This is a genomic window from Schlesneria sphaerica (assembly GCF_044336245.1).
GTDB classification, from domain to species: domain Bacteria; phylum Planctomycetota; class Planctomycetia; order Planctomycetales; family Planctomycetaceae; genus Schlesneria; species Schlesneria sphaerica.
Window position 1 is genome coordinate 2,285,449 of sequence record NZ_CP172346.1, and the last position, 17,747, is coordinate 2,303,195.

12 protein-coding genes are annotated in these 17,747 nt (G+C 56.8%); 8 read left to right on the plus strand and 4 right to left on the minus strand.

Going from position 1 to position 17,747, the window contains the following annotated elements; genetic code table 11:
• Window positions 1–8: 8 nt before the first annotated feature.
• Both ACGY09_RS08405 and ACGY09_RS08410 read right to left on the minus strand, forming a co-directional pair.
• Window positions 9–2,162, minus strand: coding sequence for a hypothetical protein (locus tag ACGY09_RS08405; RefSeq protein WP_397571193.1), 2,154 nt, complete (start codon window positions 2,160–2,162; stop codon window positions 9–11).
• A 244-nt stretch (window positions 2,163–2,406) separates the two neighbouring features.
• Window positions 2,407–2,766, minus strand: coding sequence for a co-chaperone GroES (locus ACGY09_RS08410; RefSeq protein ID WP_397571194.1), 360 nt, complete (start codon window positions 2,764–2,766; stop codon window positions 2,407–2,409).
• Window positions 2,767–3,004: 238 nt separating this feature from the next.
• Here ACGY09_RS08410 and ACGY09_RS08415 point away from each other — a divergent pair, with 238 nt between their 5' ends.
• The 7 genes from ACGY09_RS08415 to ACGY09_RS08445 all read left to right on the plus strand — a co-directional run bounded on the left by ACGY09_RS08415 (window position 3,005) and on the right by ACGY09_RS08445 (window position 12,168).
• Window positions 3,005–4,408 (plus strand): dicarboxylate/amino acid:cation symporter, encoded by a 1,404-nt coding sequence (locus ACGY09_RS08415; RefSeq protein ID WP_397571195.1) that lies wholly within the window; start codon window positions 3,005–3,007, stop codon window positions 4,406–4,408.
• A 119-nt stretch (window positions 4,409–4,527) separates the two neighbouring features.
• Entirely contained in the window at window positions 4,528–5,166 is a 639-nt protein-coding gene (pdxH, locus tag ACGY09_RS08420; RefSeq protein WP_397571196.1) for a pyridoxamine 5'-phosphate oxidase, read from the plus strand.
• A 21-nt stretch (window positions 5,167–5,187) separates the two neighbouring features.
• Complete coding sequence (locus ACGY09_RS08425; RefSeq protein WP_397571197.1) at window positions 5,188–6,957, plus strand: hypothetical protein; 1,770 nt, start codon at window positions 5,188–5,190, stop codon at window positions 6,955–6,957.
• A 413-nt stretch (window positions 6,958–7,370) separates the two neighbouring features.
• Window positions 7,371–7,649, plus strand: coding sequence for an exodeoxyribonuclease VII small subunit (locus ACGY09_RS08430; protein ID WP_397571198.1), 279 nt, complete (start codon window positions 7,371–7,373; stop codon window positions 7,647–7,649).
• Between the two features lie 10 nt (window positions 7,650–7,659).
• Window positions 7,660–8,952, plus strand: a complete 1,293-nt coding sequence (locus tag ACGY09_RS08435) for a phenylacetate--CoA ligase family protein (RefSeq protein WP_397571199.1) — start codon at window positions 7,660–7,662, stop codon at window positions 8,950–8,952.
• 722 nt (window positions 8,953–9,674) lie between these two features.
• Window positions 9,675–10,442 (plus strand): metallophosphoesterase, encoded by a 768-nt coding sequence (locus ACGY09_RS08440; protein ID WP_397571200.1) that lies wholly within the window; start codon window positions 9,675–9,677, stop codon window positions 10,440–10,442.
• A gap of 286 nt (window positions 10,443–10,728) precedes the next feature.
• Window positions 10,729–12,168 carry a DUF1501 domain-containing protein gene (locus tag ACGY09_RS08445; protein WP_397571201.1) on the plus strand — a complete coding sequence of 480 codons (1,440 nt, stop codon included), beginning with the start codon at window positions 10,729–10,731 and terminating at the stop codon, window positions 12,166–12,168.
• A 5-nt stretch (window positions 12,169–12,173) separates the two neighbouring features.
• Here ACGY09_RS08445 and ACGY09_RS08450 read toward each other — a convergent pair whose 3' ends face one another.
• Entirely contained in the window at window positions 12,174–13,193 is a 1,020-nt protein-coding gene (locus ACGY09_RS08450) for a Gfo/Idh/MocA family protein (protein ID WP_397571202.1), read from the minus strand.
• Between the two features lie 21 nt (window positions 13,194–13,214).
• Window positions 13,215–13,940, minus strand: coding sequence for a hypothetical protein (locus ACGY09_RS08455; protein WP_397571203.1), 726 nt, complete (start codon window positions 13,938–13,940; stop codon window positions 13,215–13,217).
• Window positions 13,941–14,338: 398 nt separating this feature from the next.
• Here ACGY09_RS08455 and ACGY09_RS08460 point away from each other — a divergent pair, with 398 nt between their 5' ends.
• Window positions 14,339–17,494: an efflux RND transporter permease subunit gene (locus ACGY09_RS08460; protein WP_397571204.1), complete on the plus strand. Its 3,156-nt coding sequence runs from the start codon at window positions 14,339–14,341 to the stop codon at window positions 17,492–17,494.
• The last annotated feature ends 253 nt before the right edge of the window (window positions 17,495–17,747 follow it).

Consider the following 17,747-nt stretch of genomic DNA (forward strand, 5'->3'; position numbering starts at 1 on the left):
AGCGACCGTCAGGCCGACTTTCCACGTCGCCAATTGCGCCGGTTCCGACGTACCCTGTCGTCTGTGGATTCGTCTTCAACCTGCGACGCTTCGGGGATGTTGGAGGCTGCGGCGGGTCGACTCTGCTCTGCGATATCCGATGTCAACGTTTCACCTGGCCAGAGCGACTCGGTCTCGTGCTTCAATCGCATCTGATCGATTGTCGGAGCGAGAGTGAACGATACGGCGTCATTGTCGGGGGCAACAGTGGAAATCTCGCTGAGTGCCTGATCCCGTTGAAGTACATTCCGAGCAGGATCGAGGCGATTGAAGTCCAGTTCATCCGCACGTTCGACTGAGGCGGCCTTCGTTGCCGTTCGGGTCTGAGCCAGCGCTTCGATTTCGGCTCGGGCCGCCGCCTGACGGCTGGACCAGTCTTGCAGTGTACCGGTCTGAAGCCGCTTTTGCTGGTGTGTTGCCTCTGCCTGCAGGTGACGTGAGGGCGAGCGGTCGCGGAGTGTCTGCGTCCGAACGGATTGTCGCGAGACCAGGGGGCCATACGCCCCCGTCACTGCAGCGTTGCGTTCCTGTTCGGCCAATTGCTTCAGGGCCGATTCGACAGAGACGGTTTCTGGAATCTTGAGTCCCGCAAAAGACATCTGTGGGTGACGTCGTAATCGATCCATTCCCGCTCGCGACGATCGTCCGTCGCTGATCGCGAATCCAACAATCGTCACTAGCACGGCCAGCCCGATCGCCATGACGGCCCCGATCATGTAGGGGAGAATTCCACTGGTAGACGGAATTCCGTTGGGCATGGTGTTGATGTTAATGCGTCGTGCCAGAATCGTCGGAGCAATGTGGACTCCACCGTTGGACTGGTAGCCTTCTTTCTTGAAGAAGTATCCTGTGACGCGGACAGGCTTCCGCAGATTTTCGCCCGGCTCAATGCCACTGGGCAGACTCGTACAGACGACGCGGAACGGATGATTGCTGGAATCTCCGGTGAAGATCCACGCTTCATACATCCTGGCCACGCCGTACGAATTCCGATTGGCCTTCAGCTCGTACAGGCGCCACAGATCCCCTTCGATCGTAATCGGTTCACCACGATAGCGATCTGGTTCGGTCATCAGATTGATGTACTGCACATCCTTGTTGGAGACACGTTCCAGCTGGGACGGAGGAACCCGCCGTGAATGATCCAGCAACCAGAAGAAGGCTTCGGATTCGTCGCTGCGAATTCCGATATCGTTGTCTTTGACCCTGTCCAGATATCGTTTGTCGATGCGAGGTTTCGCAATTTCTGCATCAACCGGTTCTGGCTGGCTGGGAGGAAACGGCGTGACTGTCCCCCGGCGACCGAGCTCAATCGGTGCGGCCGGACGTTCGTCTGGATCGTAGGCGGGACCACGCGTCGACAGCCCGCTGGCAGGTTTCACCTGTCGCGAGCGAGGAGCGACATTCCAGTCGTCACCCTCGTCGACACTGCTGGGGGCAGGCAGACGTTCATCTCTTCGAGCGGGGGGGGGGTCCGTCGTCAGGCGCGGCGTGCGAAGATCTTCGAACGAATTATCCAGTTGCTGAGGCTTCCGGTGCCGTGGAATCGGTCTGATGAAATTTTCTGGTTCGTTTCGCGCGGGGGCGGAACCTGCGAAGTCCGGGTCGAGAGCCCAGTCATCAACCGCCGGAGGAGCGGCTGTTGCAGGAACTCGATCAAAATCACTGACTGACCGCGAAGGGGTACGTGCCCCAAACTCGTCAGCCACATCAAGGGCTAATGGATTGCCCGAGGGAACAGGATCACTGCCGCTCTCCCGGCCGGCCTTCCTGGATTCTTTGCTGCGGGTCGTGAATGGCGTCCGATCGTCCAGGGATTTCGACCTGGGCGACTGACCTCTGAGGTCTTCTTCGGCAACCGGTGAAAGGTCTTCCAAGGTTGCAAGATCGTCTGAAAGAGCAGCGATAAACTCGCCCTCTTTCAAGTCGAACGTTTCACGACGAACCTCAAAGCTCAGCGAATCGGGTGAGATCCCCTGCGGCTTCGTGCTCACACCCGGGCGCCTGGTCACAGCACCCACGGTGAACATGATGATCGCCATCAATCCGACGAACGACAACATTCGGAGCTGCAGTCGACGATTCAGATGAGGCGGCGTGGTTTGCGAGAGTTGAAAGCGCATACCCACCCATTCGATGAGAGGTGTCCTGATTCCGGGAGCCCAGCGTCCATACTGAGATTCAACCGGTAATCGGAAGTGTATACTGCTTCTGCAAATCTCACAACGCGAGTGTCGAAGGAAGAAGCAAGCGTCTACTTTCCCGCCGCAAATCACCCCTGAAAACGAGACAAAACATCACTTAGATCTGTTCATCCGAACACACAATCCTTCCCTAAGCAAATTGTGTGCAAGATCAACTTTGAGTTTATTCTTCGTCCGTAATTTCATCCGAGGGCTCGATTTCGTCTTCCACTTCGTCCGGCACTTTCGACACTTTGGTGCGACGGAAGACCGCCACCACGTCTTCAATAGGGACAACGAACAGCAGATTGTCCGGTTCAAAGTCAACGGGGATGGCGTGCTTCGGATGGAAAATGACTTTGTCATATTTCCGAATAGGAAAATCATCGTCCCGTTCGATCTGAATGCTGATTTCGACAACCCGTCCCGTGATAGTGGGAATCTCGGAGTTGTCGGGCAGAACAATCCCTCCTCGCGTCACCTGACGGCTCTCGTCTTTGCGTATCAGAATTCTTTTTCCCAGTGGTTCAACGTATTCGTCCAATGCTCACCTCTTTCCAGTTTTGCTGAGTTGATATCGAATTTTATCGCAGAATTGCAACTGAAATGAAGTTCGTTGCATCGCGGTTTTTGCTTGGCTGCTGCTTGCCATGGCGAGACGGGAAACGACGCAATCTGAATTGCGGCATCACTTAAGCGATGAAGTATGCTCGTTGGACGTGACCTTCACGGCACCGACCTGTATCCTCCTTCGCTGAAGTCAATTTTACGAAAGGATCTCGATGTCCACCGATCGTCGCCACGAGGATAAACAGCACGGCCTTCCGCTGCATACGAAAATTCTGATTGGTTTGCTTGTCGGAATTCTGGGCGGACTTGCGGCCCATGTGGTGGCCACCGTCGAAGCGGGCGTCCCCGGCGACGCCAACAAAAACGGCCTGAAAGATTGGCTGGATACGCTGATCTACTGGGTTGAACCCGTCGGAAAAATCTTCCTCCGGATGATGTTCATGGTCGTGCTTCCCATGGTCTTCTCGGCACTGGCACTGGCGGTAGTGGAAATTGGTGACCTCAAGAAACTGGGCCGCATGGGGCTGAAGACACTTGGTTTCACCGGACTCCTCTCGACCGCTGCGGTTCTGATCGGTGTGGGACTCGTAGGAGTTCTTCGTCCCGGACACGCACTCGAAGAGGGCCAGCGGCAGAAGCTGATCACCCAATACTCGGGCAGTGCCTCGGAAAAAATGAACAAGCTGAAGGATGCCAAACCCGTTCGCGACACGATTGTCGACCTGCTGCCCGAAAATCCCCTGCAAGAGATGGTCGGTGCAGTCGATGGCAGCTCCAAAGGGAACGGGATGCTGTCCGTCATGGTCTTCGCACTTATCTGCGGGATGGCGATTACGACCCGTCCGATCGAGACGCAGACCTTCGTCTCGTGGCTGGAGGGCCTTTATGCCATCTCCATGTCCGTCATCAGTTTTGCCATGAGACTGGCTCCCTACGGGGCGGGCTGCCTGGTCTTTGCCCTGACCGCTCAATTGGGATTCGACATTCTGAAGACGCTCGTCTGGTTCGTACTGACGGCCCTGCTGGGTCTCGGAATTCAGTTGATCGTGGTCTATTCCATTGTGGTGTTTGTTTTCGCCCGGATGTCCCCCTGGAAATTCTTCTCGAACGTTTCCGAAGCGATGCTCGTTGCCTTCGGCACTTCGTCTTCCAGTGCCACACTGCCAACGGCGATGAAAGTCGCTTCTGAGGAACTTCGGCTTCCCAAACGAATCTCGAATTTCGTCCTGACAGTCGGTGCCACGGGCAATCAAAACGGGACGGCCCTGTTTGAAGGGGTGGTCGTCCTGTTTCTGGCACAGGTCATGGGCATCGAGCTGACCGCCAGTCAGCAGTTTAAAGTCGTGTTGATGTCTGTACTGGCGGGAATCGGCACGGCAGGGGTACCGGGCGGTTCACTTCCGCTGATCGTGGCCGTCATGAACTCCGTCGGGATCCCCGGGGAATCGATTGGGATCATTCTCGGCGTCGACCGGATCCTCGATATGTGCCGCACAGTCGTGAACGTCACCGGCGACCTGGCCATCGCGACATGCGTCGCCAGGTCAGAGCCCGCACATGAGACGGATGAGGATTCGGGCAGCAGCGAGAATATCGTGTCGCCGCATGCCGTTTGATTGTTCCCAACGTGATCTTGGACACAGCAGGGCGGAAACCGGGCGCAAGGACCAGCACAACTGGCATCGACATCCCAGTCTCCCTCCCGCACACTGAACACCCTTGTGAGGCCCTTCCCATGGTTGAAGACTTTGTCCATGCCGATTTCAACCGAGGTCAACTCGATGTATCCGACCTGGTTGCCGACCCGATCGAGCAATTTCGAAAGTGGTATCAGGAAGCCCGAGACTTTCCGATCACTGAATACCCCGCGATGACGCTGGCCACGTGCACTCCTGATGGCCGTCCCTCTGCACGGATTGTCTATCTGCGGGGCTTTGACGATCGAGGTTTCGCGTTCTACACGAATTATGAAAGCCGAAAAGGTCGAGAACTGGCTCAGAATTCCCTCGCGGCACTCTGCTTTTACTGGAAAGAAGTCGAACGTCAGGTTCGACTCGAAGGACGCGTCGAACCGGTCTCCGCAGAAGAATCAGACGCGTATTTCGCAGGCCGCCCCGTTTCCAATCAACTGGGAGCGTGGGCATCTTCTCAAAGTGGCCCGCTCGAATCGGCCGAAGCACTGGTTCAAAGAGTTGAACAGCTTCGAGAGAAGTTTGCAGGATCGCCCATTCCCCGCCCTGCTTACTGGGGGGGCTATCGGCTGGTTCCCGATCGGATCGAGTTCTGGCAGGGCCGTCCCAGCCGGTTGCATGACCGCTTTGCCTACGAACGAAGTCCAGCGGGTGGATGGTCAATCGGTCGTATCAATCCCTGAGAAACGCCGGAGAAAGCAATCGTGAAAGTCTCGGACAAAATATGGCTTCTGTTTGTCGTTCTCTGCGGAATAAGCTCTGTCGGTCGGGCTGACGATGCGCGCTGGTGGCCCGTTCAGAAAGTTCCCAAGGGGCTCGTGAGATCTCGCGAGCATGGTGATCCCGCCATCAAGATGCTCGTTCAGTCCGTCGCAGGGCTGGCGGCAAAGAGCGTCAATCACGGACATGGCGACGAATTAGTCTGGGTCTACAACGACAATGTCGACATGGAACGCTGGTATCAGGAATTCCTTAAGGCGCATCCCGCAGTCGAAGAGCGAGGGACCGCCACGGCCTGGGAACTGGTCGGCCGATTCAAACGCCGGGGCACCATCAAAGGCTACATTCTCTATTCCACCGATCGGTCAGACGGAGCAACCTCGGACCATCGGGAAGGGATGGATCAGTCGGTGAATATTGCGACCAGCCTGGCCGGACTTCTCGACGGAGTGCTCGTTTCGGAAGAGATCGAAGCCGAAGCCACAGCCGCAGGCCTGACGCGACTGCTGGATGTGAGGGACAAGTCGCTCGCCTGGTGCTTTGAAACTTACAAGGACAAATTCAACCGCCACCTGCTCTGCGCCCAGGACCCGCGCATTTCCAACACTCGTGATCTGGCCATCGCCCAGAACGCGTTCACTCTGTTCGGAGCGGATGAGCCTATCGTCGCGGCCCTCGAGTGGCTGGAACCTCTGTCCCCCATTCTCGGCTGGAACGGGGGTGACGAATTCAAGACAACGAAACTGACCAGCATCTATGGCCACTTTCAGACGGCAACGGACTGGTGCATGAACCTGCCGGTCCTGATGGCCGGAAGCGAGAACCGGCAGCCCGCAGTCAAGAAAACCTTCGACCATCAGAATATTAACTGGAATGACCACCGCAGTACGGTCAGCTTCGCAATGACCGACGGTGACAATGTGCAGTGGCTGCAGTCGAATTTTTTCCACGGTAACACCAGCTACTGGAACAACCCGCATCGAGGCAAAATTCCGTTCGGGTGGTCCTGCTGCTTCGCACATCTGGCACAACTCTGCCCTGTTACGATGGAGTACGCCTGGCATACACAGACCCGCAACGATCAATTCATCGAGTGGGGAGGAGGCTACTACTACCCGGATCTGTTCGGAGATGCCCGGCCTGAAGCGAGCCAACTACTGGCGCGCCAGGTCCAGCGCACCTGGAAGTACATGCGTCAAACCGGAACCCATATCCTGGCATTCAATGTCGCGCGAGCCGAGTCTGCAAAGGCAATGAAAGCGTATGCCACGATTGCCGAGCAGACCGATGGCCTTTCCGCCATTCTTGTCTTTCAGTATGCCCCCTACGAAGCAGGCGCCGGGAAAACATTCTGGGTTAAAGACCAGCGCGGGATCGAGATCCCCGTGATTACGGCCCGGTACTCAATCTGGGAAAACTCCAACGCCCGTCCGCGCAGCGGAACACCGGCGAAGGTCGCCAGGGAGATTAAAGAGAGCACTGCTGGAAAATCGACGCGGGACGACTGGGTGATCGTCCACGCCTGGTCCTATTTCCGACACGAAGCGGGTGACGACGAAGACGCTGAGAATATTCCCCAGGATATTGCCGTGAAACATGGTGCGTCGCGTGGCTACGATGCCGCCCTATGGTGTGCCGATCGGCTTCCTGCCAATGTCCATGTCGTTTCCCCGGAGGAAATGGTCTGGCGAATCCGGATGAAGCACGACCCCGCCACGACGAAAAAGCTGCTCGCGGAACGGGGACTCCGCTGACCGGCAGGTGAAGGACCAGGTGATGTTCCGAAAACGGCGATCCCCCACGGAGAGTTACTCACAGATGTCCGCACGATCGGCTTCGGAGGTCCTCACAAATCGTAATGGTGGCGACTCAGTGAAAAACTTTCGTTCCAGGAGCTCAGGGTCGCGGATCAGTGTCTCGCCATTAACTGTCTTTCATGAACTTCTGGTAGATCCAGCAGATCAGCCACAATGCGCCCGGTCCGAATGAATGTCACCGTAATCGAGATGAACCGGCACGGGCTACCACGGAACCAGTTCACGCTTGCAACCGGATTGAGGGGTCCCTACCGTGAGGAACGAACGAATTCCAAGGAGACGCAGGCTTGGCCAAACGGTCCCGGGCGGAAAAGAGCCCACAAAGTGACGAAAGTTCAACGGTTCCCGAGATGACAACCCAAGATAAACCCAACCTGAGCTTTGAAGAGGCGATGGGTGAACTTCAGCAGATCGTAAGCGACCTCGAAGACAATTCACTGGGCCTTGAGGCCTCCCTGGTCCAGTTCGAGCGGGGAATCGGGTTACTGCGCAATTGTCACGCGTTTCTGGAACAGGCAGAGCAGAAGATCGAAGTTCTGATCAACTTTAAAGCCGATGGGGAACCCGTGACAGCGCCTTTCAATGCCGCGCCCACCGCCGGGATCGCCGATCCCAAGACGCTTTTCTAAGAGGTATGCTGTGACGCGCGACCAGCGATGGGAACTGTGGAGTCGGTCCGAGCTTACCCAATACCAGGGTGATCGGCTGACGCAACTTCTGGCACAAGTGATTCCCGCGAACCCCTTCTGGACAAAAAAGTACGCCGCCGCAGGAATCGATCCTGAATCGATTCGAGGGCTGGACGACCTTCACTTGCTCCCCCTGACGGCGAAGTCGGAATTAGTCGCGGATCAGTTGGCGGCTGCGCCCTACGGGACGAACCTGACATTTCCCGTGGGCGACTACTGCCGGTTGCACCAGACAAGCGGGACGACCACCGGTCAACCGATGCGCTGGATGGATACGTCAGCCAGTTGGAACTGGGTGCTGGAATGCTGGTCGACCATTTATCGCTTGCTGGGCCTGCGGCGAGACGACCGCCTCTGCTTTCCCTTCTCGTTCGGCCCGTTCCTCGGATTCTGGGCCGCTTTCGAGGGGGCTTCACGCCAGGGAAACCTCTGTCTGGCTGCGGGTGGAATGAGCAGTGAAGCCCGACTCAAACTGATCCTCGAAAATCAGGTCAGCTGGATTGGATGCACCCCGACGTACGCGCTGAGGCTGGCTGAGGTCGCGGCCGCGCAAGGGATTGATGTCTCTCAGAGCTCCGTGCGCGCAGTCCTCGTCGCGGGAGAACCCGGAGGTTCGATCCCCTCAGTGCGGGCCCGCATTGCGCAGGCATGGGGTGCCCGCGTGTTCGACCATTGGGGCATGACAGAGATTGGTCCGCTCGCCACCGAATGCGAAGACGATACGGATTGCCTGACGGTCAATGAATCGGCCTGCATCCCCGAGATCATCGATCCCGAAACCGGAAATCCCTCTACGACCGGCAAAGGGGAGTTGGTCATCACCAATCTCGGCCGTATCGGCTCGCCGCTTATTCGTTACCGTACGGGTGATCTGGTTGAAGTGGCGCAGGATCCCCATCCGTCAGGGCGCGTCTGGATGCGACTCAAGGGAGGAATTCAGGGCCGGACGGATGACATGCTGATCATTCGCGGAAACAACGTCTTCCCCTCAAGTATCGAAGAGATCGTTCGGGAATTTCCTGCGGTGGCGGAATTCCGGATTGTCGTCACGCGTCACCGCGAGATGCAGCACATCCGTCTGGAACTGGAACCGACCCCTTCGGCCAATCCTGAGACGCTGGTCGAAAGCATTTCGGCGACGATTAAGCAAAAACTCCAGTTCCACGCCGAAGTCAAACTTGTTCCCTTTGAGTCCCTCCCTCGCTTCGAGATGAAAGCCAGACGTCTCGTCCGCGAATCCTGAAATCAGGCCAGGGCCTCGGTGGCGGGTTCCTGCGCAGGGTCTGAGAGTTTGTTCAGACTTGTCCCCTGCGTTCCAGCTCCGGCCAAGCCCCGAATTGTCGCGCAACCCACGAATATGACGTCCGGTCTCGCCGATGCGACTGATGCTCGAGAAACGCGTCGAACTCCCTGATGAGATCGTGCGCCCAGACACCTCGAAACGACATATAATCTTGACGTCTTTTTGTAAATCTGTACGATAGACGGAATACACTCAGAAAATACGAGTCCGATTTGGCACCCCAGACTCGACGGGCCAGCTCCAAGTTCGGGCAGCGGGTCGCTGATCACCGTGTGTCACGTTAAAGCGTTACCTCGTCCTCTGCGGGAAAACCCAATGGCCCACCATGACTTTTCTCTCGTGATTTCCCTGTTAAGAGCGTCTGTTTCAAGGGGGAGGAGTCTTCGAGCGGCCACAAGCGATTAGGTGCTCACGATGCTCAAACGTGCGCACCTTGAGCATCTAATCGAAACGCCTGAAAAATAGAGGTTTGACCAATTAGGTGCTCAAGGTGCTCAACCATGTGCAGCGCGCAACAGTGAAGGGACTGACGCAAGATTTCGGGAGAATGGGAAAATCAGGCAAGTAGAGGCGACTCGTCCGTGGTCCGCGTCGCCCCGACCGGCGACCGTTTGCGACGCAGGTCGAGTCAGTAGTCACTGTCCAATCGGGGAAAAGTCCGAATGCACCGCATCGTTCAACTGACCGACTGCCACCTGTTTACCGAAAAAACGACGGCACTGCGCGAGATCGTGACCTGGCCCCGCTTTCAATCCGTCCTTCAACATCTCCGTCAGCAGTTCCCGGATTTCGACTTGCTCGTTCTGACAGGGGACATTGCTCACGACGAAGCTGCTGCCACGTATGACGCCGTAATCGCAGAATTGGGAGACTGGATCGATAAGGTGCGAGTCATCCCAGGTAACCACGACCATCGCGCGGCAATTGCAAATCGGTTTCCAGGGGTTCAGCCCCTCTGCTCTGATCGAATTCGTTTCGTGGAACAATGGTCGGATTGGCAGATTATCGGACTGGATTCACAACTTCCTGGTCAGGTCGCGGGATCGCTGGCGTCGGATCAAATTCAATGGCTGAAGGAGAGACTGACGGCTTCCCGCTCGCTGCGTACGCTGTTGTTCTTGCATCATCCTCCTGTCCCTGTCCACAGTCCCTGGCTTGATAAGATTGGTCTGCAGGATGCGGCCGATCTGAAGCTTCTACTGGACGAATTTCCCCAGGTGCAGCTCATCGGGTGCGGGCACGTGCATCACGAAATTGTCGCCTCTTTTGGTCACGCTACGGTCTTCTCAACGCCGGCCGTGGGTCCAAAATTCCGCCCCCGAACCGAGCAACTTGTGATCGACCTTGGCCCCCCGGAATACCGGTTGTGGGAACTTGCTCCCAACGGAAGCTGGACAACCCAATTATTTCAGTGCACAAGCCAACCTTAGCTCGCGCAATCAGTGCGCGGGATACAAGATTCAGCCCGGGTTTTGCCGGCGACTGCAGTGTCCAGCAGAACGGGACTTGATTTGATCTTGATCGAATAACGCAATCACGACGTCGACTTGGCTACTCACTCATTTCGCCTTATCCTTATTGTCCGATATACGGACAGATTCGGAAAGACGAACCCGACACTCCCAGAATCCATGCCGCCCCTCAAGTGACTTGATCGATTGACGGACCTGCCCCGGGATTCCGTCGCTCCGAGCATGCCAAACGAAAGATGCCGAAATGACTGACTTGTCCTACTTGACGGCAACGGCTGACAAACTGACGCGACGCCATTTTTTCGGGCGCTCCGCACCAGGACTGGGAACGGCAGCACTCGCTTCGTTGCTGGGACGGGACGCACAGGCAAATAATCCTCTGCCTGTCAGCCACATCGCCCCCAGGGCCAAGCGGGTCATCTGGATGTTTCAATCCGGTGCCCCCTCGCAGATGGACTTGTTCGACTACAAGCCACGGTTAGCCGAATTTCACAAGCAGGAACTTCCCGCATCCATTCGCATGGGGCAGCGACTGACGGGGATGACCTCAGGGCAATCGAGCTTTCCCGTTGTCGCCTCGAAGTTCAAGTTTGCTCAGCACGGCCAGTCGGGGACGTGGGTCAGCGAGATGTTGCCGCACACGGCCAAGATCGTCGACGAAATGTGCCTCATTCGCTCGATGCATACAGAAGCCATCAATCACGATCCGGCCATCACGTTCATTCAAACAGGGAGCCAGTTGCCTGGGCGTCCCAGTTTTGGATCTTGGGTCGATTACGGACTGGGGACGATGAACGAAGATCTTCCCGCGTTCGTGGTGATGATCTCCAATGGGGCAACCAAGGGTCAGGGTCTATTGGCACGTCTGTGGGGAAGCGGCTTCCTGCCATCACAGCATCAGGGAGTGAAGCTGCGCGGCGTGGGCGACCCCGTATTGTACCTGTCTGATCCACAGGGAATGGACCGCCAGGGACGCCGGCAGATGCTGGATGGACTGGCTGAGTTGAACGGGATGCAGTACCAGGACGTCGGCGATCCCGAGATCACCGCCCGAATCGCCCAATATGAACTGGCATTTCGGATGCAAACCTCGGTGCCGGAACTGATGGATCTGTCGCACGAGTCCCCACACACGTTCGAACTGTACGGCGAAGACTCGAAGAAGCCGGGAACTTACGCTGCCAATTGTCTGCTGGCCCGGCGGCTGGTGGAGCGGGGTGTGCGGTTCATCCAGCTATATCACCGTGACTGGGATCATCATGGCGGGCTTCCCGATCGAATGGTTCAGCAATGTAAAGAGACGGACCAGGCGTCAGCAGCACTCGTTATGGACCTGAAGCAACGGGGACTGCTCGATGATACGCTGGTGATCTGGGGGGGTGAATTCGGTCGAACTGTCTATTGTCAGGGAGCCATCACTGATACGACTTACGGCCGCGATCACCACCCGCGTTGTTTTTCGATGTGGATGGCAGGTGGAGGCGTCAAGCCGGGGATGGTCCTCGGAGAAACAGACGAATACTCGTACAACATCGTCAGTAACCCGGTCCACGTGCACGACCTGCAGGCAACGATTCTCAACCAGTTAGGCCTGGACCACACACGATTGACCTATCGCTTCCAGGGACGCGATTTCCGACTGACCGATGTGCATGGAAAGGTCGTCTCGGAAGTACTCGCCTGAAAGCACTAAAGCCTGACCACTTCACCTGTGCGTGAGGATTGTTCGATTGCGTTGATCACAGCAACGATGCTGGCAGCGTCCCTCAGTGAAGGAAGTCGACAGGGCTGACCCTGCCACGCGGCGGGCAGTTCAGCCAGGAACGGGTCCGCGTGACAAACGGGCCGCTCCAGCGGCTGGTCAACGATTTCGCCGTCGAGTGTTTCCGTCAAGAGACGTTCACCTCGATAGCTCCCGGATGTTCCTTCGAGCATCCAACCGGTTCGGAAACCAAGTCGAGAACGCGAGTCGATCCGGATTTCAGCGCGACACTGATTCTGGAATTCCATCACGGCCAGGAACGCGCGATCGTCCCCCCGTTGAGGGTCCGCGACCATTTTTCCAAAGACGGAGATCGGCTGAGCAGCGACCAATGCTCGCAGTTGGTCAAGCAGATCAAACCCGAATTCTCGCAGAACCCCTGCGCTGCCGGAAAGCGGAGGAAGATGTCTGATGCAGGACAGATATTGCACGGAATATACGTTGCCAAGCCGCCCGGAACGGACGGCCTCGGCAGCACAAAGAACGTCCGCCGTCCACCGTCGCGGGCAGAAGTACGTCGCAGAAAGCTGTGCCGACTCGGCACGCGTTTGAATGGATTGCAGTTCCTCACACGTCAACGTCCATGGACGATCGAGCACAAGATGCTGGCCACTCTCGAGAATCGCCGACGCCGTCTCTGCTCCCAACGGGTCAGTCAGGAAAACGGCGTCAGTTTTCCCCCCGGCAGTGACGCGAGACAGTTCATCCGCAGCGATGACCCCGAATCCTGTAGCGAACTGTCGTTTGCGCGGATCAGGGTCATAAACGATCGCTGCCTCAATCTGCGAGTTCAGACGGGTCCGTTCCAGCTGGTACAGCCCTTGCGTCCCAAGGCCGACAATCCCGACCTTCCACGAGGGGCGACCGTCAGCTCGTACGGCGAGGTCGGAGGAGGACAGATCCGATGCGATCGAACACATAACATTGGGTACCGACGGATGCGTCATCCTCGTTCCTTTTTCCGATTCCTAGGACGCACGCGTCACGCCGCTGACTTTCACTTTCAGATCACCGACACACTTCGCCCCCGGAGGCGAATTGACCTTCAGATACAGGACTCCCTCCTTCTTCGGCGTAAATTCGAGTTTGGATTTGATTGGGAACGGTTCCGGGGGCTGTTTGCCGGATTGATTTTCGTCCGTGACAACCATACCCATCAGGGCACCGGTCGGTACGCGACTGATCAGGTCCTGCATGACATTGTCCGAAGGAAACCCGTCTGCGGTCACCGTTGCGGCGGTCATGATCAGTTTGTAATCCCCGCTCGCTTCGACCCGGGTCAACTTGTCTTTCTGGACTGTTCCGACAGGAGTCCAATCGCTTGCTGCATCAAACTTGATGTCGAATTCCGTCGTCTTGAGCAACTGGTCTTCAAGTTCCGTCACTCGTTTCTTGAAATCTTCGTTGCTGGGATCCAGCTTCAGCAGAACTTCCAGCAGAAACTTGGCACGATCAAACTGCCCCGAACGTTCATAGCCATCAATAATCGCCTTCGACTCGGCTTCGAAGTTGTCTTGCAGCTTCTGCAGTCGGGCATCGATCTGCTTGACCTCCCCCGACGATGTGGACTTCAGGATCTTCGGTTTCCCTTTCCCTTGCTGTGCCCGAACTGTGGGACCGTGAGTGCAAAGCATCAGGATCAGTGAGGAAGCCACCGTCACCGCTAACAAGACAGATCGATGCGCAAGTTTCACGGAATAGCCCTTTGCAAGTGACGTGACAAACGGTGGATGCGAAGGAAGGGAACAGGCTTCAGCGGGTTATATTCATCGGATGATTAAATGAGATCGCAACAGCGCACGCAATCCGAAACGGAATGATCAAAACCAAATTCCCCACTGCAGAAGGCGGAAGCGTTTGACCAGGAATGCCCTGAATCGCCCGATCGATCGAAGTCAAAATTTAGGGATCTCGAAAGCGATAAACAGCCAGCACCAACAAGTTCGGGTTTCAACAAGTTTGCCCGTTTCAGCCCCATTAGTACAAACGAATTGCTTACTTTGTCGAGAGAATTACGCCATTCCAGCGATGTTCCCCGATAGAATGCGGCCACGAAATCAGGGCCAAATTACTCTGCCGAGAATCACCTGCCATGCTTGAAAAGCTCATCGACGTTTCGCTGAATAATCGGATGCTGGTCATTTCCATGATTGTCATCATGGCCGGCCTGGGAATCTATTCGGCCGTCAACCTTCCGATTGATGCCGTTCCCGATATGACCAACGTTCAGGTTCAGATCGTCACCGAAGCAGGTGCGCTGTCCCCACTCGAAGTCGAGCAGTATGTCACGTCCCCTGTTGAGCTGACCATGAGTGGGCTGCCCAATGTGGAAGAAATTCGCAGCGTCTCGAAGTTTGGTCTCTCACTGGTCACCGTCGTTTTCCACGAAGGGACCGACGTCTTTCGCGGCCGGCAACTGATTGCTGAACGTCTCATCGATGCCGCCGAGCGAGTTCCCAAAGGATATGGCACACCCAAGCTGAATCCCCTGACTACAGCTCTGGGAGAAATTCTCCAGTTTGAAGTTCGTGGCGAAGGCTATTCCCCCATGGACCTACGAACGATCCTTGAATGGCAGATTGCACCTCGATTACGTCAGGTCGCTGGAGTAACCGAAATCAACTCGCATGGCGGCTACTACCAGTCGTTCGAAGTCCAGCCCGATCCCGATCGACTCGCCAGCTTCGCCGTCTCGCTGCCTGAACTGTTTCAGGCTGTTTCATCCAATAATGGAACGTCGGGTGGAGGCTACGTCGTTCATCATGGAGAGCAGCGATTCATCCGCGGGTCTGCACTGCTCACCAACGAATCCGATATCGAGAACGTCGTCATCCGGGGCAATCCGGATGGAACTCCAGTACTCGTGCGTGACGTCGCCGATGTGAACATTGCCCCGCTGACGCGCCAGGGTGCGGTGACCCGCGATGGTCGGGGCGAGGCGGTAATGGGAATGGTGATGATGCTGTGGGGCTCCAATTCCCGCACCGTCGTAATGGCTGCAAAAGAACGTCTGGAGGAAATTAATAAAACCCTTCCCAAGGGGGTCTACACCGAAGTGACCTATGATCGGGCTGAACTGATCAATCGCACGCTGCACACCGTGGAGAAGAACCTGCTGGAAGGGGGAACCCTGGTCGTCATCGTGCTGCTGGTGATGCTGGGGAGCCTGCGTGCGGGAATCGTCGTCGCTCTGGCAATTCCCCTGTCCATGCTGTTCGCCGCAAACATGATGGCCATGACGGGGATTACGGCCAGTTTGATGAGTCTCGGTGCCATCGACTTTGGACTGATCGTCGACAGTTCGGTCATCATGGTGGAAAACTGCATGCGCCGGATCTCGCACAATAAAGAGGGACGGCCCCACCTGGAGGTCATCCGGGACGCGGCGATTGAAGTTCGTAAACCGACCATGTTCGGCGAGCTGATCATCTCGATCGTCTATCTCCCGCTGCTCACCCTGCAGGGGACGGAAGGAAAGCTGTTCCGACCCATGGCCCTGACTGTTCTCTTCGCGCTGGCAGGTTCACTTGTTCTCTCGCTGACGCTCATGCCGGTGATGGCGTCACTGGCACTGCCTCGCAAGATGGAAGAAAAAGAGATCTTCATCATCCGGATGTTCCATAAGGTATACCATCCCATTGTTCATCGCACCGTGCTGCACCCCGTTCTGACCGTGGGGGCGGCGTTGCTGCTGTTTGCCGTCAGCATTCCGATCGCCATGCATCTAGGTGGCGAGTTCATGCCCAAGCTGGATGAAGGGGACCTGCTCATCGAAATTAACCGGTTGCCCAGCGCCACACTCGAGGATTCGATCCCCATGGGCAAACAGGTTGAATCCCTGCTGCTGGCATTCCCCGAAGTGAAAACGGTGTTCTGCAAGACCGGACGTCCAGAAATTGCCAACGACGTGATGGGGGTACAGCAAACAGACGTGTGGGTGCTGCTGAAGCCAGAAAAGGATTGGCCGAAGGAAAAATCACGCGAAGAACTGTTCGACGAAATGCGAGTTGTACTCAATAGCAATGTCCCCGGTGCGCTGTTTGCCTTTACTCAACCGATCGAGATGCGCGTCGATGAACTGGTCGCGGGAGTGAAGGCCAACGTGGCCGTCCTGATTTATGCCCCCAGCGGGTCGCTGCAGGGGAGTGGAGATTCCTCCAATCTGGCGGAACTCGAGAGTCTCGCCCGGATCGGAAAGCAGGTGGAAAAGTCTCTGCACACAATTCCGGGAGCCGTCGATGTGAAAGCCGAACATCAGGCGAATCTTCCCACTGTTCGCATTCAGGTCAAACCCGAAGCACTCGCCCGCTATGGAATCGATGCGGATCAGGTCATGCAGACTGTCGCCACTATGGGGGGCCACAAAGTCGGTGAAGTCTTCCGCGGACGAATGCGGTTCCCCATCATGGTCCGTATCCCTGTCGAATGGCGGACCAACCTTTACCGCCTTGAGCAGATTCCCATCTTTGCCCCGAACGGCCGCCAGATTCCTCTGGGTGAGCTTGCCGACCTGATCACCGAAGAAACCCCTCCAGGCGTCGAACACGAGCGGACACAGCGACGTACCTACGTACAATGCAATGTCCGCGGCCGCGATGTCGAGAGTTTCGTCTACGACGCTCAGAAAGCAATCTCCGAAAATGTGAAACTCCCCACAGGTTACGAAATTGAATGGGGCGGCGACTTCAAGAATCTCCAGTCGGCCAAACAGCGTCTGTTGCTGGTGACCCCGGTGGTCCTGGTGCTGATCTTCCTGCTGCTTCACACCACGTTCCACTCCGGCCGACTTGCCAGCCTGATCTTTCTGGCGATTCCGATGGCAGCCTCAGGCGGAATCTACGCTCTGGCCTTGCGTGGAATGCCATTCAGCATTTCCGCCGGCGTCGGTTTCATCGCTCTGTTCGGGGTCGCGGTCCTCAACGGACTGGTGTGGGTCAGCGCGGCTGAGCACCTTCGCGTGGCAGGCTTTTCACCGAAGGCAGCAGCGGAAGAGACAGCGGTCAATCGTTTACGGCCAGTACTGATGACGGCTCTCGTCGCCAGCCTTGGCTTCCTGCCAATGGCATTGTCTCACACGGCAGGAGCAGAAATCCAACGCCCCTTGGCAACCGTGGTGATCGGCGGCCTGATCACGTCAACCCTGTTGACGGCGCTGGTCATGCCGGCGATCTACCCCTGGTTTGTGGAACGCCCACGGAACAATGACGACGCCAGCGCCATGGCCCCAGCAACCGTTGCCACAACCTGAGTGATCTCGCTGACAGGGACTCCTGCACCGTCAACGCTGACAGGAGTACTCGCGCAGCTCGGCTCACCATGGATGTGGACCACAACTCAAGCACGGTGTCAGTAAAAGGAGGTACTCTCAAACGCGGCAGGCGGAAGCCACCGGCAGGTGCGCTCAATTCCACCCGACGAGCAGACATCCAGAAATCGGCTTACCCCTTTGTTTCAGGGAACCGATCAGCCCACACCCGAGGCTGTACGACGGATGTGGGCTG

Coding starts and splice junctions, on each gene's coding strand:
- ACGY09_RS08445 (WP_397571201.1), top strand. CDS start 10,729: ATGACTGACTTGTCCTACTTGACGGCAACGGCTGACAAACTGACGCGA.
- ACGY09_RS08440 (WP_397571200.1), top strand. CDS start 9,675: ATGCACCGCATCGTTCAACTGACCGACTGCCACCTGTTTACCGAAAAA.
- ACGY09_RS08460 (WP_397571204.1), top strand. CDS start 14,339: ATGCTTGAAAAGCTCATCGACGTTTCGCTGAATAATCGGATGCTGGTC.
- ACGY09_RS08450 (WP_397571202.1), bottom strand. CDS start 13,193: ATGACGCATCCGTCGGTACCCAATGTTATGTGTTCGATCGCATCGGAT.
- pdxH (WP_397571196.1), top strand. CDS start 4,528: ATGGTTGAAGACTTTGTCCATGCCGATTTCAACCGAGGTCAACTCGAT.
- ACGY09_RS08405 (WP_397571193.1), bottom strand. CDS start 2,162: ATGCGCTTTCAACTCTCGCAAACCACGCCGCCTCATCTGAATCGTCGA.
- ACGY09_RS08430 (WP_397571198.1), top strand. CDS start 7,371: ATGACAACCCAAGATAAACCCAACCTGAGCTTTGAAGAGGCGATGGGT.
- ACGY09_RS08415 (WP_397571195.1), top strand. CDS start 3,005: ATGTCCACCGATCGTCGCCACGAGGATAAACAGCACGGCCTTCCGCTG.